Genomic DNA, 23,612 nt, shown 5'->3' with positions numbered 1-23,612 from the left:
TTCGCTCAGCACGAACGGGCCGGGGGTAATTGGCTCAGGTTGGCCCGCGTTCTAGATCGCTCCACCCGTAAGCCGCTGACAAACCATATCAAGCTGGTCGAGCGTCGAGTAATTCAACGTCAGCGTTCCCCCAGTCTCGGTATGCGCCACCTTCACCTGCAACCCGAGCAAATCTGCCAACTGCCGCTCCAACGCAGCGATATCCGCATCCGGCACCCGAGGCTCGGACGATACACCACCACCACGACTCCGCCCAGGCTTCGCATCGCGTGCCAGCTTCTCGGTCTCGCGTACCGACAGCCCCCGCGACACGACCTGGTCCGCGAGCGACTCCACGTCCGGCGACCCCAGCAACGCCCGAGCATGCCCCATCGACAGCGACCCATCGACCACCTGCGACTGCACCTGCGCCGGCAGCTCCAACAGCCGCAGCAGGTTCGCGACATGACTGCGCGACTTGTGGACGATCTTGGCGAGCACCTCCTGCGTATGCCCATACTCGCCCGCCAGCCGCTGATACGCTTGAGCCTCTTCGATCGCGTTGAGATCCTCGCGCTGGATGTTCTCGATCAGCGCGATCTCGAGCGTCTCGGCATCGTCGAAGTCGCGAACGACGACCGGCACCTCGTGCAGCCGTGCGCGCTGCGCCGCCCGCCAGCGCCGCTCGCCCGCGACGATCTGGAAATCATGCCCATGCGGCCGAACCACGATCGGCTGGATCAGCCCGCGCGACGCGATCGACGCCGCCAGCTCGTCGAGCATCGCCTCGTCGAAATGCCGCCGCGGCTGATCGGGATGCGGCGACAGCGAACTGACCGGCAGCATCCGCACGCCCGAAGACTGCGGAGCAGACGCCCCATCGGCGGACACCGGCGTCTCGCGCGCCATCTCGCCGAGCAGCGCGTTGAGGCCCCTGCCCAGTCCCGGCCGCCCCCGCTTGTTCTCGCTCATGCCGCGGCCTGCGCGGTAGCGGGAAGCCGGCCGATCAGCTCACGCGCCAGCGCGATATACGCCTGCGAGCCCGAACACCGGTGATCGTAGATCAACGCGGGCAACCCGTGGCTCGGCGCCTCCGACAGCCGCACGTTGCGCGGGATCACCGTCTCGAACACGACCTTGCCCAACACGGCACGAACATCCGCCGAGACCTGGTCGGTCAACCGGTTGCGCCGATCGAACATCGTCAGCGCCACCCCCAGGATCGAGAGACCCGGATTGAACCGCTGGCGGATCCGCTCGACCGTACTCAACAACTGCGACAACCCCTCGAGCGCGAAAAACTCGCATTGCAGCGGCACCAGCAGCGAGTCCGCCGCGACCATCGCGTTGATCGTCAGCAGCCCCAGCGACGGCGGGCAATCGATCAGCGCGATATCCCACGGCCCCTGCGCCGCCTTCACCGCGCGATCGAGCCGGTGCGTACGCGCGTCGAAATCGACCAGCTCGATCTCCGCGCCCGACAGGTCGACCGTCGCCGGGACGATATCGAGCCGCGGCACGCGCGTATGCACCACCGCTTCCTCGATCGACGTCTCGCCGACCAGCACGTCGTAGCTCGACCGCTCGCGCTGCGAATGGCCGATGCCCAGCCCGGTCGACGCGTTGCCCTGCGGATCGAGATCGACCAGCAGCACGCGCATGCCCGTGGCGGCCAGCGCGGTCGCGAGGTTGATGGCGCTGGTGGTCTTGCCCACCCCACCCTTTTGATTGGCGACCGCGATGGTAATCATCGCGCGCTTACCCGATCCAGAACCACGATCGACGACTCCGGGTTCGTGACGCTTTGTTCCACGTGGAACATAAACCGCCAATGCTGCTTGAGCGCGGCAAGCTCCTCCTCGTCGAAACGCCCCCGAGGAAGCAACCACCGCGTCTCCGTTGTGGCGCAGTGCACCGCGCCACGCAAAAGGTTTTGCAACGAGGCCACCGCGCGAGCGGAAATGATCGAAGCGTCGGCCGTGGCATTCTCGACCTTGGACGCGTGGACGCGGACCTGCTCTCCGAGCCCAAGCCGAGCGACACACAGCTGGAGGAAGTCCGCACGCCGCCGACGGGGCTCGACCAGATCGACCGGCCCCTCGCGAACCAGTGCTACGACCATGCCGGGAAAACCCCCGCCAGTGCCAATATCGAGCCACCGCTTCGCCGACGTATCCGCCCCGGCGAGAGCGACGAGCTGGAGCGAGTCCACCACATGCCGATCCCAGATCGTCGGGATCGTCGACGGCGCAATCAGATTCTGGTGCGGCGCTTCCTCGACGACCATCGCCACGAACGCGTTCAAGCGCTCGGCTGCCTCCGCCCCGAACCGCTCGGTCGTCCAGCTCTGCGCGTCGTCTTCGGTCATGCTGGCACTCGTTTCGTATGCAATAATACGGCCGACAGAGCCGCAGGTGTGATCCCCCGCACCCGCGCGGCCGCGGCCAGCGAGGTTGGCCGCGCAGCACTCAGGCGATCGATCATCTCGTTCGAAAGGCCAGGCACGCGGTCATAGGCAAGGTCCTCCGGCAAACGGATCGCCTCGTCGGCCCGCAACCGCGCGACCTCCTGCGCCTGCCGCTCGATATATGGAGCGTAGCGCGCGTCCTCTAACACTTCGTCAACGACTGCCGTCGGGATCCCCGCCGCAGCGTCAGGCGCGACATGTGCGAGCTTGACCCCTTCGAACCGAAGCCAGTCGAACGCCGTCCGCCGCGCACCGTCTCGACCAATCGCCACACCCTGATCGGCAACTTCGGTAGCAGTCCGCTCACAATCGAGCGCCGACCGGAAGCGAGCACGATCCTCGGCCAGCGCATGCTGATGCGCCAGACGCTCGGATCCAAGACACCCCGCCGCCTCCGCAATCCCACCCAGCCGCGTCTCGGCATTGTCTGCGCGCAACGACAACCGGAACTCCGCCCGTGCCGTCAGCATCCGATACGGCTCGGTCACACCCTGCAGCGTCAGGTCGTCGATCATCACCCCAAGATAGCTTGAAGCGCGATCAAGTATTACCGGCGCCAGATCGCACGCATACGCCGCCGCGTTGAGCCCGGCGACGAGCCCCTGCCCCGCCGCTTCCTCATACCCCGTCGTGCCGTTGATCTGCCCCGCGCAGAACACCCCCTCGATCGCACCCAGCGCAAGCCGCGTATCGAGCGCTCGCGGGTCGATGTAATCATACTCGACCGCATAACCCGGCATCGTCATCGTCATGCGCTCGAGCCCCGGAATACTGACCAGCATCGCCGCCTGAACCTCGACTGGCAGCGAGGTCGACAACCCGTTCGGATAAACCGTCGCATCGTCGAGGCCCTCGGGTTCGAGGAAAACCTGGTGCCCGTCGCGGTCGCCAAACCGATGCACCTTGTCCTCGATCGACGGACAGTAACGCGGCCCCGCCGCCTCGATCGCGCCGGTGAACAGCGGAGACCGGTGGAACGCCTCGCGAATGATCGCATGCGTCCGATCGGTCGTCCGCGTGATGGCACAGGCGATCTGGGGCAATGGACGCGCACGGGTCATCGGCGACATCCTCCAGGGATCGAGGTCAGACGGCTGCTCGGCAAGCGCGCCCCAATCGATTGTCCGCCCATCGAGCCGCGGTGGCGTCCCCGTCTTCAGCCGCGCCATCGGCAGGTTCCGCACGCGCAACTGGTCCGCAAGTGGCTTGGCCGCACGCTCGCCGATCCGGCCCCCTTCCTCGCGGTCATCCCCCCGGAAGATACGTCCGCCCAGGAACGTGCCCGTCGCCAGCACGACCGCTCGTGCCGCCACGATCGAGCCGTCTGCCAGCACGACACCCGCCACGCGATCGCCATCGAAATGCAATGCCGTCGCCTCGCCCTCGACGATCGAAAGCCCCTCGGTGGCCGCGAGCATCGCCTGGATCGCACCGGAATAGAGACGCCGATCGGCCTGGATCCGAGGCCCCTGCACCGCCGAACCCTTGCTCCGATTGAGCATGCGATAGTGGATCGCGGCAGCGTCTGCAGCACGACCGATCAGCCCGTCGAACGCATCGACCTCGCGAACCATGTGCCCCTTACCGAGCCCACCGATCGCCGGATTGCACGACATCGCGCCAATATGCGCAGCGTCGAACGACACGAGCGCGGTACGCGCGCCCCTCCGCGCCGCCGCGGCTGCGGCTTCGGTTCCGGCATGGCCACCGCCAACCACCACTACATCGAACATGTCACGGCCGTAGAACGCCGCGACCGACGCGTCAAAGATGTTCCACGTGGAACATCACTTCCCGATGCAGAAACGTCCGAACAGCGCGTCGAGCATTTCCCCGGTCGCATCGAGCCCGAGCACCCCGGCAAGAATCGCGCGAGCCTGTCGAAGGTGTTCCGCGACGATAAGCGCATCGGAGTTTCGATACCGAAGAGCCTCGACCGCCGCAGCGCACTGCCGGCGCTGGTGCTGCTTCAATGCCATCTCATCGCCACGCGGCAGCATCGCAATCGCTCGCCGATGCAGTTCATCCCAAAGGGCATCGAGCGATTCCCGGTCGTTCTGCGAGACCGCCAATGTCCGGTCAGCGGGCAGTTCCCCCCGCCCCGGCAGATCGGCGCGCGCATGAATCCAGATCGCATCGGTGCGGGGCGGCGCGGTATCGGCCAGCCACATCACGATGTCCGCCGCGGCGAGCGCACCTTCCGCGCGCGTGACGCCGATCGCCTCGATCGGGTCGAGCGTATCGATCAAACCCGCGGTGTCGGTCAGCACATAGGCAACCCCGTTCTGCGTAACCGGCACGTCGATGCGGTCACGCGTCGTTCCCGAAATCGGCGAAACGATCGCCGCATCGCGTTCGCCAAGCAGGTTGAGCAGCGTCGACTTGCCGCTGTTGGGAGGACCGCCGATGACGACCCGCAGCCCGTCCTTCAGCCGCTCGACCGGCGGGGCATCGACCACCGCCTCGATCTCCGCAGCGAGCGCGTCGATCTCCGAGACGATCGCATCGAACGCGGCGGTATCGCTCGCGACGTCGTCCTCGTCGGCGAAATCAAGCATCGCCTCGACCCGCGCGGACAGCATCGCGACCGAGTCCATCCAACCGCGAACAGCCTGACTCACCCGCCCCTCCGCCGCCGTCATCGCCGCTACACGCTGGCTCTCCGTCTCCGCTTCGAGAAGGTCGGCGAGCCCCTCGGCCTCGGTCAGGTCGATGCGGCCATTGGTCAACGCACGGCGGGTGAACTCACCGGGTTCGGCATGACGCAAGCCAGGCATCCCCGACAACGCACGCTCGACCGCCGCGATCACCGCACGACCACCGTGGCAATGAAGCTCGACCAGGTCTTCGCCAGTCGCTGTAGTCGGTCCTGGAAACACGATCACCAACGCGCGATCGAGAAGCGCGTCATCTGCGTCCCGCAGTCCCCGGAGGCTAGCATGGCGCGGCACCGGCAATGGTCCCGCCAGCGCCTCGGCCGCAGCAAACGCCTGAGGCCCGCTCACGCGAACCACGGCGATCGCCGCTGGCGGTCGTCCGCTCGATACCGCGAAAATCGTCTTCACGGGAAACTCAGCCGCTTTTCGTCGCGCTGTCGAACAGGCGTTTCCACATCGCCATCCCCGCCTCGCCCATCGGCTGCCACCCACGCATCATCGATTCGAGCATCTCAGGTTTCATCTGACCGTCCGGAATGGCTTCCATCATCATCGCGATATAGCGGTCGTGGATCGGCGTCAGGTCGGGCAGCCCGACCGCGCGCCGTGCTTCCTCGGGCGTGCATTCGATCTCGATATTCATCTTCATGTGACGCACCCTCGATGACGCTTGAGCGGTCCATCGCGGCGCTGCATAGCGGGGGAATGTATGCGCGCGATGCCGCCTCGATCGCAACGCCTATCGGTCTGGTCCGCGTGACCGGCACCGGGGACCGGATCGACGCGATCGATATCGGCGTGGAGGATGGTTCCACCAGCGATGCCCCCGCGATCCTGGAAGCACTCCGCAAACTGGAAGCGTATTTCGCCGGACGGCTGACCGAGTTCGACCTGCCCCTCGCGCTCTCCCCTACCCCGCGCGGTGCCGACCTTCGCCAGGCGATCGTCGACATCGCCTACGGGGAGACCGCCAGTTACGGCGCGCTCGCCAAGGCGATCGGCTCGAGCCCGCGCGCGATCGGCCAGGCGTGCGCACGCAATCCTTTTCCGATCATCGTCCCCTGCCACCGAATCCTTGGAGCCGGCGGAGCGCTTGGTGCGTACTCCGCGGGGGAAGGCCCGATCACCAAATCCCGGCTGCTCGACCATGAGCGGCCGCCAGGAGGACTGTTATGACGAACACTACCAAGATCGCCACGCTCGCGGGCGATGGCGAATTCACCGCGTATCGCGCGACTCCCGCAGGCACGCCAAAGGTCGCGATCGTCGTGATCCAGGAGATCTTCGGCGTGAACGCAGGGATCCGCCGCAAGTGCGATACGCTCGCCGAGGCCGGCTATCTCGCAATCGCCCCCGACCTGTTCTGGCGGCTGGAGCCGGGCATCGAGCTCGATCCGGACATCAAGCCCGAGTTCGACCGTGCGCTCGAACTTATGGGCAAGTTCGACCAGGACAAGGGTATCGCCGATATCGAAGCGAGCATCCGCGCGGTCCGGTCGGAACTCGGTGACAACGCCAAGGTGGGCGTGGTCGGCTACTGCCTTGGCGGGCGCCTCGCCTTCATGACCGCGGCACGCACCGACGTCGATGCGAGCGTCGGCTATTACGGCGTCGGGATCGACGGACTGCTCGGCGAAAAGCACGCGATCGCGCATCCGGTGCTGCTGCACGTGCCGGAGGAGGATCACTTCGTCGACAAGGACGCGCAGGCTGCGATGCACGCCGGGCTCGACGATCACCCCAAGGTGACGATCTACGATTACGCGGGCGAGGACCACGGCTTCGCGACCGAGTTCGGCGAGCGCCGCTCGGATGCGTCGGCCAAGCTGGCGGACGAGCGAACGGCAAAGTTCTTCGCGGAGAACCTCGCCTAAAACCCCTCCGTCACCCCGAACTAGTCCGGGGTGACTGGGTGCTGACGACAGACATGAAAAAGGCCTCGCCGGACGATCCCGGCGAGGCCTTTTTCTTATCCCACTGCACCGCGATCAGCGCAGCAGCGAGATGATCCCGAGCGTCTCGCCGGTGCCGACCCAGCCCTCGTAGATCATCTTCAGCGCGACCACGAGGATCACTGCAAGGCCGATATACGCGATCCAGCGATACTTGTTGATGACGCGCGCGATGTAGTTCGCCGCCAGACCCATCATCGCGACCGACAGCAGTAGGCCGATGACGAGGATGCCGGGATGCTCACGCGCCGCGCCAGCGACCGCCAGAACGTTGTCGAGGCTCATCGAGACGTCGGCGACGGCCACGGCCCAGGCCGCGCTCGCGAAGCCCTTCGAGGAACGGATACCCGATCGCTCGTCGCCCTCGATCTCTTCGGAGCCCGCATTCTGCGCGCCCTCGCGGATTTCGCGCCAGAACTTCCAGCTTACCCAGAGCAGCAACAGGCCACCCGCGAAGATCAGCCCGACGATGCCCATCAGCCACGTGACGATCAACGCGAAGAAGATGCGCAGCACGAGCGCGGCGCCAATGCCGATCAGAATGACCTTCTTGCGCTGGTCGGCAGGAAGGCCAGCGGCCAGTGCGCCGACGACGATCGCGTTGTCGCCCGCGAGGACGAGGTCGATCATCAGGACCGATCCGAACGCCGCTAGCGCCTTCGGGTCGCCGAGGTTGGAGAAGTCGGCGACGATATGCTGCCAGATTTCCAGCGGCGAGCCGGGGCCCGCGGTGCTCGATGCGGCGGCGGCCAGCATGGCGATGATACTCAAGATGTCAGCTCCCGGTGACGTGGGTCACCAGCGGCGAGCGATGGTGACGGATTATAGGGCGTTTAATAGCGAAACGGCACGCGAAAGCCATTGCTCTCGCGTGCCGCTTTGGTCTGCTTGGCCGGACATGGGCAAAGCCCATGTCGTCGGTCGGGAGGCTCGCGCCCCCGCCGGCCGGATCGATGCGAGTCCCGCTGCAGCGTGCAGCGGGCCGCATTCGATCACTGATTCATGCTGTCGAAGAAATTCTCGTTGGTCTTCGAATCCTTCATCTTGTCGAGCAGGAATTCCATCGCGTCGATCGTGCCCATCTGCATCAGGATGCGGCGCAGGACCCACATCTTGCTGAGCTTGGCCTTGTCGACCAACAGCTCTTCCTTGCGGGTACCCGACTTGCCGACGTCGAGCGCCGGGAAGATGCGCTTGTCCGCAACCTTGCGATCGAGCACGATTTCCGAGTTGCCGGTGCCCTTGAACTCCTCGAAGATCACCTCGTCCATGCGGCTGCCCGTATCGATCAGCGCGGTGGCGATGATCGAGAGCGAACCGCCCTCCTCGATGTTGCGCGCGGCACCGAAGAAGCGCTTCGGACGCTGCAGCGCGTTCGCGTCGACACCACCGGTCAGGACCTTGCCCGACGATGGCACCACGGTGTTGTAGGCGCGGCCGAGTCGGGTGATCGAGTCTAGGAGGATCACGACGTCCTTCTTGTGCTCGACCAGGCGCTTGGCCTTTTCGATCACCATTTCAGCGACTTGCACGTGGCGCTGCGCGGGTTCGTCGAAGGTCGAGCTGACCACCTCGCCCTTCACGCTGCGCTGCATGTCGGTGACTTCCTCGGGGCGCTCGTCGATCAGCAGGACGATCAGGAAGACCTCGGGGTGATTGTCGGTGATCGCCTTGGCCATATTCTGCAACATGACCGTCTTGCCGACGCGCGGCGGTGCGACGATCAGCGTGCGCTGGCCCTTGCCCTGCGGCGAGACGATGTCGATCACGCGCGCCGACTTGTCCTTGACGGTAGGATCGGCGGGATCGAGCGTCAGCTTGCTCTCGGGATATAGCGGCGTGAGGTTGTCGAAATTGACGCGGTGGCGGACGACGTCGGGGTCATCGAAATTGACGGCCGTGAGCTTCACCAGCGAGAAATAGCGTTCGCCATCCTTCGGCCCGCGAATCTCGCCCTCGACCGTGTCACCGGTGCGCAGGCCGAACTTCCGCACCTGGTTCGGCGAGATATAGATGTCGTCCGGCCCCGCCAGATAGTTCGACTCCGGGCTGCGCAGGAAGCCGAAGCCGTCGGGCAGCACTTCGATCGTGCCGAGCCCCATGATCTGGTCGCCATTGTCCGCCTGCACCTTCAGGATCGCGAACAGCAGGTCCTGCTTGCGCAGCGTCGAGGCGCTCTCGACCCCCAGTTCCTCGGCCAGCTGAACCAGCTCGGCGGGTTTCTTTTTCTTCAGGTCTTTGAGATGCATGGGGATTTCCGGATAGCAATCAACGGGAGAACGCTCGGTCGGCGGTGCGCTTGGGAAGCGGAACTGGGCGAGACGAGTCTGGCAAGATACGACCGGGCAGGACGCCAGGAGGCCGTGTTGGGAGAAGGGGTTAGAATTGGGGGGGCGGTTAGTCAAGCGGGGACGGGTGCCCCGCTCTCGCCGTTCCCCTGCGAACGCAGGGGCCCAGGATCACGAACGCGATCGCCTGTAACCCTGGGCTCCTGCGTTCGCAGGAGAACACGCGGTCAGAACGGCTTAACGATCACCAGCACGACGATCAGCGTCACCGCCAGCGCAGGCACCTCGTTGAGCATCCGCAACTGCTTCCCCGCCAGCGTCGGCTTCCCCGCGGCGAGCTTCTTCGCATAGCCGACCGCCCAGCCGTGATACCCCGACAACAGCAGCACCAGCACCAGCTTCAGGTGCAGCCACCCCAGCCCCGGCGCGCCGTCCGCCAGCCCCAGGTTCAACGCCAGCGCGATCCCCAGCACCCAGACGACGATCATCGCCGGTGTCAGGATGATGTGGCGGATCTTGCTCTCCCGCTCGACCCAGTTCGCCGCCTCGGTCGTGTTGCCCGCCGCCAGCGCCTCCTGATGATAGACGAGGTAGCGCGGCAGCATGAACAGCCCCGCCATCCAGAAGATCACGAAGATCAGATGCGCCGCCTTCACCCAGTCGTACGCAGCGCCGAGAAATCCGCTCATGTCGTGCTCCTTACGCGGGCGATCAGTTGCCCGACATGCGCGATGGGCGTGTCGGGCAGGATGCCGTGGCCGAGGTTGAAGACGTGCGGACGCTCGACGAACGCCGCCAAGATCCGGTCGATCGCCGCATCGAGATCCGCGCCGCCCGCGATCAACGCCAGCGGATCGAGGTTGCCCTGCACCGGCATGTCCGCAGGCAACGACGCATGCGCCCAGACCGGATCGACCGTCTCGTCCAGCCCGATCGCATCGACGCCAGTCTCGCGCGCATAGGCCGGCAGCTTGCCCCCTGCCCCCTTCGGAAAGCCGATGATCGGCACGCCGGGGCAACGCGCGTGGAGCCGCTCGACGATCGACGCAGTCGGCGCGATCACCCAGCGCTCGAACTGCGCAGGCGAGAGCGAGCCCGACCAGCTGTCGAACAGCTGCACCACGTCGACGCCCGCCTCGACCTGCCGCGCGAGATACTCGACGGTGTTGTCCGCGATCGCATCGATGATCGCACCGAACGCCTCGGGATCACGATACGCGAAACGCCGCGTCTCGGACTGATCCTTCGAGCCCTTCCCCGCCACCATATAGGTCGCGACGGTCCAGGGAGACCCCGCAAAGCCCAGGAACGTCGTCTCGGGAGGCAGTGCAGCCGCGACCTTCGCGACGGTGCCGTAGACCGGCTCCAGCCGCCCCATCACCGGCTGCAACCGATCGAGCGCATGGTCGACCAGCGCCGGCTCGAGCCGAGGCCCCTCGCCGACCCCGAAGCTCAAATCCTGCCCGAGCGCCCACGGGATCATCAGGATGTCCGAGAACAGGATCGATCCGTCGAACCCGAACCGGCGGATCGGCTGGAGCGTGACTTCGGCTGCGGCGTCGGGATCGGTCGCGAGCGCGAGGAACCCGCCCTTCTCCGCGCGGAGTTCGCGATACTCGGGGAGATACCGCCCCGCCTGCCGCATGAGCCATAGCGGCGGCACGGCCTGACGCTCTCCGCGAAGAGTCGCCAGGAGCGGCTTGAAGGCAGGCGTATTGGGGGTCGGATCGGTCAGCGGAGCACCCTTCTTCTACTATAAGAAGATTCAAGAAATAGGTTGTTGCAGTGGTTGGGCGGTTGAACCCGGGACTTATGCGGTGATCCCGGAATTGCCAACAGCTTGACCCTCGCGCACCGCCACAAACGCGCTGATTCGATTCAAGGCTCCCCGTTACCCACAGCCTGTGGATAAAATCCGGCCCTGTGCGCGGCGGTGTGGATAGAATCGGTGTTATCCACGGCGAACCCGTCGCTTGGCGAGCTGGACGAGTTACGCTAGCCGTTCTCCCCATGTTATCCACAGATTCACGCCCACAGGCCCACCCGCTGGGGATAAAACGCCGATGATGCGGCTCCACCTTCATTTGTTGTCGGATTCGACTGGCGAGACGCTGGAGAACATCGCGAAGGCGGCGCTGGCGCAATATGACGACGTCGAGACGGTCCGCCATTTCTGGCCGATGGTCCGCACCGAGGCGCATCTCGAGCGCATCCTCCAGGAGATCGCGCAGAACCCGGGGTTGGTGGTGTTCACGCTGGTGAACCCCGCGACGCGGCGCATCCTGGAGCAAAGGTGCCTCGCGCTCGGGCTGCCCGCGGTGGCCCCGCTCGACCCGGTCAACGACGCGCTTTCCGGCTTGCTCGGGCAGCAGGCGAAGGCACGCCCGGGACGCCAGCACGTCCTCGACGCCGCCTATTTCGCGCGCGTCGATGCGATCCAGTGGACGATCGCGCATGACGACGGGATCGCCTCGGAAGAATGGGAGGAGGCCGATATCGTCCTGGCGGGCGTATCGCGTTCGTCGAAGACGCCGACCTCGATCTACCTCGCCAACCGCGGCTACAAGACCGCGAACATCCCGATCGTCGTGGAAAGCCCGCCGCCGCTGAATCTCTACAAGCTCGCCAGCCCGCTGATCGTCGGGCTTACGACCAGCGCAGACCGGCTGATCCAAGTGCGCCGCAACCGCCTGCTGTCGCTCAACCAGCAGCCCGACACTTCCTATGTCGAGGAGGAAGCGGTGATGCGCGAACTCGCCTTCGCGCGCCGCATGTTTGCCGACAATGGCTGGCCGGTGATCGACGTTACGCGCCGCTCGATCGAGGAAACCGCGGCGGCGATCATCGCGCTGTGCAACCAGCGGCGGAGCGACGACGTCGCCAAGGTCGAAGAATGAGCCTAATCCTCGCTTCGCAAAGCGCCTCGCGTCGCGCGATGCTGACCGCTGCTGGCGTCCCGTTCGAGGCGACGTTCGCCGGTGTCGACGAGGATGCGGCGAAGGCGGCGCTACGCGACCTGTCCCCCCGCGATCTCGCCGATGCGCTGGCCGAACTGAAGGCGCTCAAGGTTTCCGCAAGGATGCCCGGCTATCTCGTCCTCGGCAGTGACTCGCTGGTCGCACTGGAAGACGGCACCATCCTCGACAAGCCCGTCGACCGCGCCGACGCGGCGGCGCATTTGCGACTGATGTCCGGCAAGCGCCATGACTTGTGGAGCGCCGCGGTCATCGCCGAGAACGGCCAGGCGATCTGGCGTCATGTCGAGCGCGCGAAGATGCACGTCCGTCCGCTGTCCGACGCGTTCATCGAAACCTATCTCGATGCGGAATGGCCGGCGATCTCGGGCTGCGTCGGCTGCTACCGCATCGAAGGCCCCGGCGCGCAGCTGCTCGCCAAGATCGAAGGAAGCCAGTTCACGGTACTCGGCATGCCGCTGCTCAACGTCCTCGATTTCCTCCGCGTACGCGGCGAGCTGCCGGCCTGATCTAAAACAATCCTCCCCCGCCAGGGGAGGTGGCTGGCTCTTGCCAGACGGAGGGGGCGGCATGCGAAACGTAGGTTCCGTGTCCTCCCCCTCCGTCACCTTCGGCGCCACCTCCCCCTGGCGGGAGAGGATTGAATGGACCGTCGCGCATGGCAATCCGCCCGCGCTAGACTAAACAATGTTCACCCGCGAAGGCGGGTGCCCAGACTGGATCCCCGCCTCCGCGGGGAAACACGGAGCCTCGAATGACCTGTCCCTATGCAGAAGTGATCGGCGATCCGATCGCACAGTCGAAATCACCCTTGATCCACGGCTTCTGGCTCGACGCGCTCGGGATCGATGCGGAGTACCGCCACAAGCTCGTCACCGCCGACACCCTTCCCGCCTATTTCGCCGAACGCAAAGCCGACCCCGCCTGGCGCGGGTGCAACATCACGATGCCGCACAAGCTCGCCGCGCTCGACCACGTCTCCGATCCCGGCAACGTCCGCGGGACGATCGGCGCGATCAACACCGTGTTCCGCAACCAGGCGGGCGACTGCATCGGTACCAACACGGATGCCGCCGGATTCTGGGCGCCGATCGACGACCTCGACATCGCCGGCCAACCCGTCACGGTGATCGGCGCCGGCGGTGCCGCCCGCGCGATCCTGTTCGCGCTGTCGCGGATGGGTGTCGGCCCCATCACGATCCTAAACCGCAATCCGCTGAAGGGCGCGGCGCTGCTGTCGACCTTCGGCCTCAAGGGCCAGGCGCTCCCGATCGGACCCGCCGCCCCGCCCTCGCGATTGCTCGTCAATGCCAGCGTGCTTGGCATGGCCGGCCAGCCACCGCTCGATATCGATCTCGGCGCGCTCGAACCGGACTCGCTGGTCTACGACATCGTCTACTCCCCGCTCGAAACCGGTCTCCTGAAAGCAGCGCGCGCGCGCGATCTCGAAACCGTCGATGGCCTGGAGATGCTGATCGGCCAGGCGGCGGTCGCATTCGAGATATTGTTCCACGTGGAACCACCGCGCGATCGCGACGACGAACTCCGGGCGTTGCTGATCAAATGATCATCGCCCTCACCGGCTCGATCGGCATGGGCAAATCGGCCGTCGCCGCGATGTTCGCCGACGAGGCCGTCCCGGTGTTCGACGCCGACGCCACCGTCCACCGACTGCAAGGCATCGGCGGGCGACTGGTCCCCGCGATCGAAACCGCCTTCCCCGGCACGACCTCCGATGGCGCAGTCGATCGCGCGAAACTCGGCGCGGCGGTGTTCGGCGACGACGCCGCGATCAAGCGGCTCGAAGCGATCGTCCACCCCGCCGTCGGCGAAGAGCGCGCCGCCTTCCTCGCCCAGCACGCCGGCCAGCGCGTCGTCTTCGACGTCCCCCTGCTGTTCGAGACCGGCGGCGATCGCAACGTCGACCTGATCGTCGTCGTCTCCGCCGCCCCCGACGTCCAGCGCGCCCGCGTTCTTGCCCGCCCCGGCATGACCGCGGAGAAGTTCGCCGCGATCCTTGCCCGCCAGACCCCGGACGCGGAAAAACGCGCCCGCGCAAATCACGTCATCCACACCGACACGAGCTTTGACGCAACCCGCGCGCAAGTCCGGGCGGTGCTTGCATCCTTGGAAATCTGAGCCGATACCATCGGGATGCGTGAGATCGTCTTCGATACTGAAACCACCGGCCTCAGTTTTTCCGGCGGCGACCGCATGGTCGAAATCGGCTGCGTCGAAATGCTCAACCGGGTCGAGACCGGCCGCACCTTCCACGCTTACTACCACCCCGAGCGCGACATGCCGGTCGAGGCGTTCAACGTCCACGGACTGAGCGCGCAGTTCCTCTCCGACAAGCCCAAGTTCGCCGAGGCGGTCGAGGACCTGCTGGAATTCGTCGGCGACGCGCCGATGATCGCGCACAATGCCGGCTTCGACTTCTCGTTCCTCAACGGCGAGCTAACCAAGTGCGGGCGCCAGATCGTCCACATGAAGCGGATGGTCGACACGCTGCAGATCGCGCGCAGCCGTCACCCCGGCGCCAAGCATTCGCTCGACGCGCTCTGCTCGCGCTTCGGAATCGATCGCAGCCATCGCGTCCTGCACGGCGCGCTGCTCGACGCGCAGTTGTTGGCGCAAGTTTACGTCGAGCTGATGGGCGGTCGTCAGATCGGCCTCGGCCTACTCGGCGATAGCGGCAGCACCGCCGCGACTCCGATCGTCGCACGGGCGCCTCGGGTCGTTCGCCCTGCCCGCGTTTTCGCGGTGAGCGAGGGAGACCTTGCGGCCCATGCTGCGTTTATGAAGGGGATCAAGGATCCGATTTGGGGGGCCGTGGCGTCCGGATGACGCTGGCAGGGTGGAGCCAATAGGACCGCCCGAGACTGTAACGCCGACAAGGAGACGATAATGGATATCCGGATTTCTGGTCATCAGGTTGACACTGGCGAAGCACTCAACAGCCACGTGGAAGACCGACTCCAGGGTATCGCCGACAAGTATTTCTCGCGCGCCATCTCGGCTGAGGTCACGTTCGGCAAGGGCCCGCACGATGCCGGCTTCAAATGCGACATCGTCGCGCATGTGATGAAGGGCCTCGTGATCAAGGGCCACGGCGACGCCTATGACGCCCGCGCCGCCTTTGATGGTGCCGCCGCCAAGATCGAGACTCAGCTCCGCCGCTACATGCGCCGGCTGAAGGATCGCCACGCCGGCGAAGCGGTCGCGATCGCCGAGAGCAACGGCTACGACAATGCCGGCTACACGCTGTTCCAGGAGAGCATCGAGGAAGACGATGTCGCGGACGCACCGCTGATCATCGCCGAAACGCGCGTCGACATCCCAGAGGCCAGCGTGTCCGATGCGGTGATGATGCTCGATCTGCGCAACACCGCCGCGTTGCTGTTCATGAACGCGGGCACCGGCGCGCACAACATGGTGTATAAGCGCGGCGACGGCACGATCGGCTGGGTCGAGCCACAGCGCGTGGCGGCCTCCCCTCCCCAGTAAAGAAGGGTCCATAAAGGCGCGGGTCTCAAGGCCGCGCCTTTACGCCTCCGCGCAACCCGCTAAGGCGGACGCGCGCGGGGGCGCTTGAGACATTGAACACCATGACCGATTTCAGCGATTTGCTGCGTCCCGACGCAGTGCAGACGGGCGTCATCGCCACCAACAAGAAGGCAGTGTTCCAGCATCTCGCCACGACCGCATCGGAGATACTCGACGCCGACCCCAAGATGATCGCCGACCGGCTGGCGGCGCGCGAGAAGCTCGGCTCGACCGGGTTCGGCGGCGGCGTCGCGATCCCGCATGCCAAGCTCGAAGGCCTTGCGCAGGTCACCGGTGTCTTCGCACGGCTCGCGCAGCCGGTCGATTTCCAGGCGGTCGACGATCTCCCCGTCGATCTGATGTTCATGCTGCTCTCCCCCACCGACGCCGGCGCGGTCCACCTGAAGGCCCTCGCCCGCGTCTCGCGCCGGTTGCGCGACAAGGCGTTCTTGGAGAAACTGCGCGGCGGCGGTTCGCCCGACGCGATCTACGCGCTGTTCACCGCCGACGAGGTCCGCGATGCCGCGTGATCCCCGCCCCGCGTCCGTGCCCGCCCCGGTCATCCTGACGAAAGTCAGGATCCAGAGCCACGAAGGGCTTCCATCGGTTACTCTGGATCCTGACTTTCGTCAGGATGACGGAGCGGGCTTGGTCTGGCGGCGTTTGCATGTCTGATACCCCGAACACAGCAGGCGCAGACGCGCATTTTCGCGCGCTCGAATCGCTCTACGCCCAAGCGCCGATCAACCGCTTCTTCGACTCCTCGCTCGAAATCCCCGAAGCCGGCGTCGCGCGCATCCATTTCACGATCGACGAGCGCCATTATCACGCAGGCGGCGCGGCGCACGGCACCAGCTATTTCAAGATGCTCGACGACGCCGCGTTCTACGCGTGCAACAGTCTGGTCACCGACCGTTTCCTGCTCACCACTGCGTTCAACCTACTGCTCACGCGCCCGCTCAAGATCGGCCCCGTGATCGCCGAGGGACGCTGGATCAGCGGCAAGCGACGTGTCTTCGTTGCGGATGCGCGCCTGATCGATGCCGACGGCGAAGAGGCGGCAAGAGGCACCGGCACCTTCATGCGCTCGCGGATCGCGCTCGCCGGCCTCCCCGGATACCGCAGCGCAGCATGAGTGGCCGTCTCCCCAGCGGAATCCTCGTCAGCGCGCTGCTGCGGCGCGTCAACGATGCCGGCGGCTTCGGCGCGGTGATGGCGAAAGGCGACCCGCAAGGCGGCGCGATCCTCGTCATCGCGATCGACAAGGGCGCCCCGCCTCGTCTGTTGGAACGCGGCATCGGACCCGACGGGCGGACGGCGCTGATCGACTCGACCCCGGCCGAAAACCTTGACGGCTATTGGCAACGCAGGCGTGCAAGCGACCCGGATCTTTGGGTAATCGAGGTGGACATCGCAGCGGCGGAACGCTTCGCCGCTGAAACGATCCTCGACGATTGACTCGAAAGCCCCCCCAATAGAGGGGAATTGCAACATTGATTGGCGTTGTGCTGGGACGGGTGCGATCCGGATCAGTTACGCAGTCGGGGGGATGCCCGGACGATCGGCTCGTACGATTGGTTCCGTGGTCCAACCGCATCTGAACAAGTTTGAATGACGATTCTTCAGCGGGCTGCAACGATCGCAGTCATGACATTTTCTCTTGCGGGCCTGCTTGGCAACAGCGCACCGGGTCATGCTACAGGCATCGACCGTCCAGCGGTCAACCTCACCGCTCTCGCAAATCTAAACGTCCTCTCCCCGCAGAATGTTCCGCAGACCGCTCCAGTCGCAACCTCGGTTGCCCCAGTTGAGCAGAATAGCGTCGAGCCTGCCGTCGACACGGCGAAGTCCGAAGCCGAAGAATTCGATACGCTCGCCCAGGCCGTTGCCGCGCAGGATAGCGCCGCCGCCAGCGACGCGCTCCAGTGCCTCGCCGGTGCGATCTATTTCGAATCGAAGGGCGAGCCGCTGACCGGCCAGCTCGCGGTCGCCGAAGTCATCATCAATCGCGCCAAGTCGGGTCGTTTCCCCGCCGACGTCTGCGGCGTCGTCAAGCAGCGCGGCCAGTTCAGCTTCGTTCGTGGCGGCGAAATCCCGTCGATCAACGCCGGCACCGCTTATCGCACCGCGATCGCGGTCGCCAAGGTCGCGCTCGCCAGCGCGTGGAACAGCCCCGCCGACAAGGCGCTGTATTTCAACACGCCCGATCGTCGTCCGTCGGTCCGCGCGGTCAAGGTCGCCTCGATCGGCAACCACGTCTTCTACCGCTGAGATCCAGCGGGCGTTTCGGGTCAGCGTCTACCCTGACCCCTTCTCTCCGTCTTAGCCCTCCCCTTTCGTTCGCCCTGAGCGAAGTCGAAGGGTGTGTTCCAGGCTAGGTGTTTCGACTTAGCGCGGGACGAACGGGAAAGGTGGACGGCGATTTGGCTAGTCGCTTCCCCCCAGACCACGATCACAATCCGTGAATGAGCTTGCCTCGTTCGCGGATTGTTCTATTTCCGGCGCATGCTCGATATGCCGCCGGACTCCTGCATCGACAAACCCGGATCCCCCCAGGATTCAACGCTGTGCGCCGCCGATGTAGCGCGCGGCGTGATCCGGATGTTGCTGCGCCACGACCTCACCGCAATGACCGAAGTTCCGCTCGACGGCGGTCGCCGCGCCGACCTGATGGCGGTCGACGCGCGTGGGCAGATCGTGATCGTCGAGATAAAGGTGTCGCGTGCTGACCTGCTCGGCGACGGCAAATGGCCGGATTATCTGGGGCATTGCGACCGGTATTTCTGGGCAGTGCCAGCGGGGTTCGATGTCGGGCCGCTGCACGGGCCTGCGTTCCTGCCCGAGCGCACCGGGATCATCGTCGCGGACCGCTACGACGCGGCGATCGTCCGCGAGGCGCACACCACCCCCCTGCCCGCGCATATCCGCAAGCGGGGCACACTCGCGTTTGCACGGCGCGCCGCGCGGCGGTTGATCGCGCAGATGGATCCGGACGCGGACGGGTTGGCGTTTTAGTAGCTCGGCGGCTCCCCTCCCTGGAAGGGAGGGGCTGGGGGTGGGTCGGTTTCCGCATCGTGTAGCGGTTGCGTCACAAGCTGGCCGACCCACCCCCGACCCCTCCCTTCCAGGGAGGGGCGCGCGTCGTGGTTTTGGCGGCGTTGGCCGCCACCATTCAGGTTTAGAATTTCGGCCCCGACACGGCCTTGCGCACCTTTTTCGGCGCGTCTTCCAACAGCTTGCTTACGATCGGGTTGCGTCCATCCTGCTTGGCATAGGCGCGCGCGGACATGCCGGCGATGATATCCGCCTGGTCCGGATCGGCGCCCTCGGTCAGCAAAACCCGGATCATCGCCACGTCACGTCGCTGCACCGCACGGATCAGCGGAGTCTCGCCAGCCGAATTGGCAAGGTTCGGATTCGCCCCCGCCGCGGTCAGGATCGGGATCATCCCCGTCTGCCCCAGCGTCACCGCGAGCAGCAGCGGCGTATTGCCCTTGCCATCGCGCAGGTTGGCGTCGGCGCCCTTCTGCAGCAGGAAACGCAGATACACCTCGTCGCCGCGCTTGATGACGATGTGGAGTGCGCCCTCCCCGCTCGTCACGTCGCGCGTGTTGATGATGTTGCTGCCGGGCTTGCCGAGCATCTCCAGTACATCGTTATTCTTCGCATCGCGCACGGCGGACAGGAACTTGTACCCCTCCGACTGCCCTTGCGCGAACGCGGGCGTTGCAGCGCACACCAGCGCGGGCGTCAGGAGGGTGGCAGCGAGCATCAGGCGAATACGCATCGAGAGACTTCCTTGGTTCGTCCTGGATATGGGGCAACGCTTGCGCCGCAGTAGCGAACAGATCAAGGCTGGCGGCATCATGACCCGACGTTTCATCCTTTGCGCGCTCGCCCTGCCCGGCTTTGCCCTGTCAGCGTGCACCGCCTCCGCTCCTCCGGCCAAGCCCCCGCTCGAAGGCGCCCGGATCGGCGGCGGCTTCACGCTGACCGACCAGAACGGGCAGACCGTCACCGAGCGCAACTTTGCCGGCAAATACCGGATCATGTATTTCGGCTACACCTTCTGTCCCGATGTGTGTCCGACGGATGTCCAGGCGATCGGCACCGCGGTGAAAAAGCTCGAATCGAGCGACCCCGCGATCGCCGCCAAGATCGTACCTGTGTTCGTGACCGTAGACCCGGCGCGCGATACGCCCGCGGTACTCAAACAGTTCGTCTCGGCGTTCCACCCGCGCATGGTCGGCCTCACCGGCACCGACGCGCAGATCGCGCAGATCAAGACCGAATACGCGGTGTATTCGAGCAAGGGCGACGCATCGCCGGGCGGCGGCTACCTCGTAAACCACTCGCGCCAGGCCTATCTGATGGACCCGGACGGCAAGCCCCTCGCTTTGCTGCCACAGGAACAAGGGCCCGACGCAGTGGTGACGGAAATCAAGCGCTGGGTCCGGTGAGCGCGCGCTTCTGGGAAGATACGCCGATCGACCAGCTCGACCGCGGCCAGTGGGAAGCGTTGTGCGACGGTTGCGGCAAATGCTGCATCCACAAGCTCGAGGACGAGGATACGGGCGAGCTGGTGCCGACCAACGTCTCGTGCCGGCTGCTCGACCGGCGCAGCGGGCAGTGCTCGGACTACCGCCATCGCCATGCCTATGTCCCGGAATGCGTGCGGCTGACGACGGGCAATGTCCGCGGGATCGACTGGCTGCCCTCGACCTGCGCCTACCGCCTCCGCGCGGCTGGCGAGCAATTGCCCGAATGGCACTACCTCGTCTGCGGCGACCGCGAAGCCGTCCACCGTGCCAAGCAGTCGGTGCGCGGCTGGACGATCAGCGAGGACGAGGCCGGCGAGCTCGAATACCATGTGATCGAGCGGGAACTCTGACGCGGTGATCGCCCGATGATCGAGGGCCTGGAGATCGTCCGTCACCCCCGCGCCCGTCGCGCGCGTCTGTCGATCGATCCCGCGAGTGGCCGGGCAAGGCTGGTTCTACCCAAGCGGGCTGCGTTGAAGCAGGCGCTGGCCTGGGCCGAGGACAAGGCCGGCTGGATCGCCGAACAGCGCGCCTTGCTCCCGTCGCCCCGCCCGTTCGTGCCCGGTGCGGTCCTCACCGTTGCAGACGAGCCACTGACGATCGAATGGACTCCGGGCAGCCGTCGAACCGTAATTCGCGAAGGCTCGGTCCTGTCGCTGTCCGGCCCATCAGAAACGATCGCACGCCGCGTCGAGGCTTGGCTCAAGCGCACCGCGCTTGCCGTGCTGGAAACCGAAACCGCCGAATACGCCGCCAAGGCGAAGGTAACCGTCGCGCAGGTCGCGGTCGGCGATGCCAAGGGCCGCTGGGGCAGCTGCGCGTCGAGCGGCATTATCCGCTACAGCTGGCGGCTGATCCTCGCGCCGAGCTGGGTCCGCCGCGCCACCGTCGCGCACGAAGTCGCGCACCGCGTCCACATGAACCACGCGCCCGTCTTCCACGCGCTGGTCGAGCAGCTGTACGGCGAAGATCCGACGCCCGCGCGCGTCTGGCTACGCACGCACGGCGCCGAACTTCACTGGTTCGGACGGTCTTCCTGAGCGCGATCCTGACGCGTCCCGTCACGCGTTAGCGGCTGGCGTCCCGCCGGCTGCTCCTGACGCGGCTGGTCCCGCCCGGTGACCCGGTTGATCCAGTCCTGGTTGAGCTGTTGCGGCGGTGCGGCGGGGGCCGCGGGCGCCGGCTCGGGCTGATCCGCATCGGGCCGCGGGATCGTGTCGCCGGTCTGCGCATCGGTCGGCACCGGCGGCTGGCCCTGCTCGATCGGATTGCCGTCCGCGTCGACCGCCATCTGGCCATTGTCGGGCTGGCCGAAATAGCTCTGTTCGTCGGGTTCCAGCTGCCATTCGGGCAACGTCACCTGCGTATCGAACTGCTCGATCGGCCGGTTTGCGGTCGCCGGCTTCATGAACGCCGCCCACGCCTTGGCCGGCGCGGTGCCGCCGTGGAGGCCGGCGATCGGCTTGGCATCGTCGCGGCCCATCCACACGCCGGTGGTGATGCCGCTGGAGAAGCCCAGGAACCAGCCGTCCTTCGACGCGGTGGTCGTGCCGGTCTTGCCCGCGACCGGGCGGCCGATCTGCGCGGCACGACCGGTACCGGTGTTGACCGCGGTCTGCAGCAGGTCGGTCATCTCGGCGGCGACATAGGGCGCGACCAGCACGTGGCTGCGATCGACCTCGTGCGTGTAGATCGTCTGGCCGTTGGCCGTGACTCGCGTGATCCCGTACGGTGTCACCGCGACACCCTTGTTGGCGACGCTCGCGAACGCGCGCGTCATGTCGATCACGCGGACTTCGGACGTGCCCAGCACCATCGACGGATGCACGTTGACCGGCGTGGTGATGCCGAACCGCCGCGCCATGTCGGCGACCGTGTTGAAGCCTACCTCCTGGCCGAGCTTCGCGGCGACGGTGTTGAGCGAATAGGCGAATGCGGTGCGCAACGACACGGCACCGGAATTGTGCCGCGAATCGTTGCGCGGGCTCCAGCCCTGGATCGTCACGGGTTCGTCGACGATCGAATCATCGGGCTTGTGGCCGGCTTCCAGCGCGGCGAGATACACGAACAGCTTGAACGCCGAGCCCGGCTGGCGGACCGCCTGCGTCGCGCGGTTGTAGATCGACGACACGTAATCCTTGCCGCCGACCATCGCGCGAACCTCGCCGCCACGATCGAGCGCGACCAGAGCGCCCTGCGCGCCGGGTGGTGCATTCGCGCGGATCGCATCGTCGGCCTGGCGCTGCATCGTCAGGTCGAGCGTCGTCCAGACTTCGAGCGGTTCGGTGGTCTCGTCGATCAGCGTATCGAGCTGCGGCAACGCCCAGTCGGTGAAATACCGCACGCTGTTCTGCTTGGGCTCAGGCGCCAGTTTCAGCCCGCTGACATTGGCATCGGCGGCCTGCTCGGCGGTGATCGCGCCGGTTTCGCGCATCGTCTCCAACACCACGCCGGCACGACCGACCGCGGCCTCCGCGTCGGCGGTCGGCGAGTAGTTCGACGGCGCCTTCACCAAGCCAGCGATCACCGCCGCCTCGGCGAGGCTCAGATGATCTGCGCCATGCCCGAAGAATTTCCGCGACGCCGCGTCGATCCCATAGGCGCCGCCGCCATAATAGACCTTGTTCAGATAGAGTTCGAGGATCTGGTCCTTGCTGAACTTCCATTCGAGCGCGAACGCGAGGATGCCCTCGCGGAATTTGCGCCCGAACTTCTTCTGGTTGTTGAGGAAAACAGTGCGCGCCAGCTGCTGCGTGATCGTCGAGCCGCCTTGCGTCCAGTGGCCGCGGTCGAACCGCACCTTTACCGATCGCGCGACGCCGACCGGATCGATCCCGATATGCGACCGAAAGCGCCGATCCTCGACCGAGACGGTCGCGTCGCGCATCACCTGCGGGATTTGCGAATAGGGCAGCCATTCGCCGAAGCTCGGCCCCATCGACACGATCACCGTGCCGTCGGCGGCATGGACGCGGATCATCTGCCCGTTGGGCGACGACTTCAGGCTGTCGAAGCTCGGCAGTTGCGACATCGCGACATAGACAGCGATCGCCAACGCACCGAGCGCGAGCAGACCGAGTCCGATGCAGACCTTCAGGAAGACGACCAGCCGCCGACGCCAGCGAGACGCCGGGGTAGACGGGGGCCGACGGGACGGTGAAGCAGAACGCGTACTGGCCATGTGACCGCGAGAATTACGCGTTCCGC

The 23,612-nt window shown here is 65.9% G+C and carries 28 protein-coding genes; 16 read left to right on the top strand and 12 right to left on the bottom strand.

The window, feature by feature from the left end:
• Window positions 1–51: 51 nt before the first annotated feature.
• Genes C8J47_RS15890 through C8J47_RS15865 form a run of 6 tightly spaced genes read right to left on the bottom strand, consistent with a single transcriptional unit; the run spans window position 52 to window position 5,752 of the window.
• On the bottom strand, window positions 52–951 hold the full coding sequence (locus C8J47_RS15890; protein WP_121886479.1) for a ParB/RepB/Spo0J family partition protein: 900 nt from the start codon (window positions 949–951) through the stop codon (window positions 52–54).
• A complete protein-coding gene (locus C8J47_RS15885) occupies window positions 948–1,730 on the bottom strand; it encodes a ParA family protein (protein WP_055874932.1) in 783 nt (260 codons plus the stop codon). Before C8J47_RS15885 ends, C8J47_RS15890 begins: the two co-directional genes overlap by 4 nt.
• The gene (gene rsmG / locus C8J47_RS15880) at window positions 1,727–2,347 is read right to left on the bottom strand and encodes a 16S rRNA (guanine(527)-N(7))-methyltransferase RsmG (protein ID WP_121886478.1); all 621 of its coding nucleotides are present in this window, start codon (window positions 2,345–2,347) and stop codon (window positions 1,727–1,729) included. The genes C8J47_RS15885 and rsmG overlap by 4 nt, the downstream gene beginning before the upstream one ends.
• Window positions 2,344–4,179, bottom strand: a complete 1,836-nt coding sequence (gene mnmG / locus C8J47_RS15875; protein ID WP_121886477.1) for a tRNA uridine-5-carboxymethylaminomethyl(34) synthesis enzyme MnmG — start codon at window positions 4,177–4,179, stop codon at window positions 2,344–2,346. The genes rsmG and mnmG overlap by 4 nt, the downstream gene beginning before the upstream one ends.
• 54 nt (window positions 4,180–4,233) lie before the next feature.
• A complete protein-coding gene (mnmE, locus tag C8J47_RS15870; protein ID WP_121886476.1) occupies window positions 4,234–5,511 on the bottom strand; it encodes a tRNA uridine-5-carboxymethylaminomethyl(34) synthesis GTPase MnmE in 1,278 nt (425 codons plus the stop codon).
• A 7-nt stretch (window positions 5,512–5,518) separates the two neighbouring features.
• The gene (locus tag C8J47_RS15865; RefSeq protein WP_056053820.1) at window positions 5,519–5,752 is read right to left on the bottom strand and encodes a DUF6489 family protein; all 234 of its coding nucleotides are present in this window, start codon (window positions 5,750–5,752) and stop codon (window positions 5,519–5,521) included.
• A gap of 14 nt (window positions 5,753–5,766) precedes the next feature.
• On the opposite strand from C8J47_RS15865, the gene C8J47_RS15860 reads away from it, so the two are divergent.
• Both C8J47_RS15860 and C8J47_RS15855 read left to right on the top strand, forming a co-directional pair.
• Window positions 5,767–6,279: a methylated-DNA--[protein]-cysteine S-methyltransferase gene (locus C8J47_RS15860; protein ID WP_259467600.1), complete on the top strand. Its 513-nt coding sequence runs from the start codon at window positions 5,767–5,769 to the stop codon at window positions 6,277–6,279.
• Complete coding sequence (locus C8J47_RS15855) at window positions 6,276–6,977, top strand: dienelactone hydrolase family protein (protein ID WP_121886475.1); 702 nt, start codon at window positions 6,276–6,278, stop codon at window positions 6,975–6,977. The genes C8J47_RS15860 and C8J47_RS15855 overlap by 4 nt, the downstream gene beginning before the upstream one ends.
• A gap of 114 nt (window positions 6,978–7,091) precedes the next feature.
• Here the strand turns inward: C8J47_RS15855 and C8J47_RS15850 are convergent, their stop codons facing one another.
• From C8J47_RS15850 to hemE, 4 genes are all read right to left on the bottom strand, one after another.
• Complete coding sequence (locus C8J47_RS15850; RefSeq protein ID WP_183129146.1) at window positions 7,092–7,811, bottom strand: TerC family protein; 720 nt, start codon at window positions 7,809–7,811, stop codon at window positions 7,092–7,094.
• 236 nt (window positions 7,812–8,047) lie between these two features.
• Window positions 8,048–9,304 (bottom strand): transcription termination factor Rho, encoded by a 1,257-nt coding sequence (rho, locus tag C8J47_RS15845; RefSeq protein WP_031395107.1) that lies wholly within the window; start codon window positions 9,302–9,304, stop codon window positions 8,048–8,050.
• A gap of 266 nt (window positions 9,305–9,570) precedes the next feature.
• Window positions 9,571–10,032, bottom strand: a complete 462-nt coding sequence (locus C8J47_RS15840) for a CopD family protein (protein ID WP_121886474.1) — start codon at window positions 10,030–10,032, stop codon at window positions 9,571–9,573.
• Window positions 10,029–11,078, bottom strand: a complete 1,050-nt coding sequence (gene hemE / locus C8J47_RS15835; RefSeq protein WP_121886473.1) for a uroporphyrinogen decarboxylase — start codon at window positions 11,076–11,078, stop codon at window positions 10,029–10,031. Before hemE ends, C8J47_RS15840 begins: the two co-directional genes overlap by 4 nt.
• A 328-nt stretch (window positions 11,079–11,406) precedes the next feature.
• Between hemE and C8J47_RS15830 the strand changes: the two genes are divergently transcribed.
• The 11 genes from C8J47_RS15830 to C8J47_RS15780 all read left to right on the top strand — a co-directional run bounded on the left by C8J47_RS15830 (window position 11,407) and on the right by C8J47_RS15780 (window position 18,879).
• Window positions 11,407–12,240, top strand: a complete 834-nt coding sequence (locus tag C8J47_RS15830; protein ID WP_121886472.1) for a pyruvate, water dikinase regulatory protein — start codon at window positions 11,407–11,409, stop codon at window positions 12,238–12,240.
• Entirely contained in the window at window positions 12,237–12,827 is a 591-nt protein-coding gene (locus C8J47_RS15825; protein ID WP_121886471.1) for a nucleoside triphosphate pyrophosphatase, read from the top strand. The genes C8J47_RS15830 and C8J47_RS15825 overlap by 4 nt, the downstream gene beginning before the upstream one ends.
• 245 nt (window positions 12,828–13,072) lie before the next feature.
• On the top strand, window positions 13,073–13,885 hold the full coding sequence (locus C8J47_RS15820; protein WP_121886470.1) for a shikimate dehydrogenase: 813 nt from the start codon (window positions 13,073–13,075) through the stop codon (window positions 13,883–13,885).
• Window positions 13,882–14,457, top strand: coding sequence for a dephospho-CoA kinase (gene coaE / locus C8J47_RS15815; protein WP_121886469.1), 576 nt, complete (start codon window positions 13,882–13,884; stop codon window positions 14,455–14,457). The genes C8J47_RS15820 and coaE overlap by 4 nt, the downstream gene beginning before the upstream one ends.
• A gap of 15 nt (window positions 14,458–14,472) precedes the next feature.
• Window positions 14,473–15,165 (top strand): DNA polymerase III subunit epsilon, encoded by a 693-nt coding sequence (dnaQ, locus tag C8J47_RS15810; RefSeq protein WP_121886468.1) that lies wholly within the window; start codon window positions 14,473–14,475, stop codon window positions 15,163–15,165.
• Between the two features lie 60 nt (window positions 15,166–15,225).
• The gene (hpf, locus tag C8J47_RS15805; protein WP_121886467.1) at window positions 15,226–15,825 is read left to right on the top strand and encodes a ribosome hibernation-promoting factor, HPF/YfiA family; all 600 of its coding nucleotides are present in this window, start codon (window positions 15,226–15,228) and stop codon (window positions 15,823–15,825) included.
• 101 nt (window positions 15,826–15,926) lie between these two features.
• Window positions 15,927–16,394, top strand: a complete 468-nt coding sequence (locus tag C8J47_RS15800) for a PTS sugar transporter subunit IIA (RefSeq protein ID WP_121886466.1) — start codon at window positions 15,927–15,929, stop codon at window positions 16,392–16,394.
• 137 nt (window positions 16,395–16,531) lie between these two features.
• Window positions 16,532–16,999, top strand: coding sequence for a PaaI family thioesterase (locus C8J47_RS15795; protein WP_120300964.1), 468 nt, complete (start codon window positions 16,532–16,534; stop codon window positions 16,997–16,999).
• On the top strand, window positions 16,996–17,322 hold the full coding sequence (locus C8J47_RS15790) for a DUF1491 family protein (RefSeq protein WP_121886465.1): 327 nt from the start codon (window positions 16,996–16,998) through the stop codon (window positions 17,320–17,322). The genes C8J47_RS15795 and C8J47_RS15790 overlap by 4 nt, the downstream gene beginning before the upstream one ends.
• Window positions 17,323–17,511: 189 nt before the next feature.
• Entirely contained in the window at window positions 17,512–18,135 is a 624-nt protein-coding gene (locus tag C8J47_RS15785) for a cell wall hydrolase (protein ID WP_259467599.1), read from the top strand.
• A gap of 234 nt (window positions 18,136–18,369) precedes the next feature.
• On the top strand, window positions 18,370–18,879 hold the full coding sequence (locus C8J47_RS15780; protein ID WP_121886531.1) for an MmcB family DNA repair protein: 510 nt from the start codon (window positions 18,370–18,372) through the stop codon (window positions 18,877–18,879).
• A 163-nt stretch (window positions 18,880–19,042) separates the two neighbouring features.
• On the opposite strand, the gene C8J47_RS15775 is transcribed toward C8J47_RS15780, so the two are convergent.
• Window positions 19,043–19,651, bottom strand: a complete 609-nt coding sequence (locus tag C8J47_RS15775) for an ankyrin repeat domain-containing protein (protein WP_121886463.1) — start codon at window positions 19,649–19,651, stop codon at window positions 19,043–19,045.
• Between the two features lie 79 nt (window positions 19,652–19,730).
• Here C8J47_RS15775 and C8J47_RS15770 point away from each other — a divergent pair, with 79 nt between their 5' ends.
• Genes C8J47_RS15770 through C8J47_RS15760 form a run of 3 tightly spaced genes read left to right on the top strand, consistent with a single transcriptional unit; the run spans window position 19,731 to window position 21,445 of the window.
• Window positions 19,731–20,324, top strand: coding sequence for an SCO family protein (locus tag C8J47_RS15770; RefSeq protein WP_121886530.1), 594 nt, complete (start codon window positions 19,731–19,733; stop codon window positions 20,322–20,324).
• A complete protein-coding gene (locus C8J47_RS15765; RefSeq protein WP_055874881.1) occupies window positions 20,321–20,755 on the top strand; it encodes a YcgN family cysteine cluster protein in 435 nt (144 codons plus the stop codon). Before C8J47_RS15770 ends, C8J47_RS15765 begins: the two co-directional genes overlap by 4 nt.
• 15 nt (window positions 20,756–20,770) lie before the next feature.
• A complete protein-coding gene (locus C8J47_RS15760) occupies window positions 20,771–21,445 on the top strand; it encodes a M48 family metallopeptidase (RefSeq protein ID WP_121886462.1) in 675 nt (224 codons plus the stop codon).
• Here the strand turns inward: C8J47_RS15760 and C8J47_RS15755 are convergent.
• Entirely contained in the window at window positions 21,421–23,586 is a 2,166-nt protein-coding gene (locus C8J47_RS15755; protein WP_121886461.1) for a transglycosylase domain-containing protein, read from the bottom strand. The genes C8J47_RS15760 and C8J47_RS15755 overlap by 25 nt on opposite strands.
• Between the last annotated feature and the right edge of the window lie 26 nt (window positions 23,587–23,612).

The sequence above is a fragment of the Sphingomonas sp. PP-F2F-G114-C0414 genome (genome assembly GCF_003688595.1).
Classification (GTDB): Bacteria; Pseudomonadota; Alphaproteobacteria; order Sphingomonadales; family Sphingomonadaceae; genus Sphingomonas.
The sequence above is the reverse complement of the archived record's forward strand: the minus strand, read 5'-3'. Positions and strand labels throughout refer to the sequence as shown.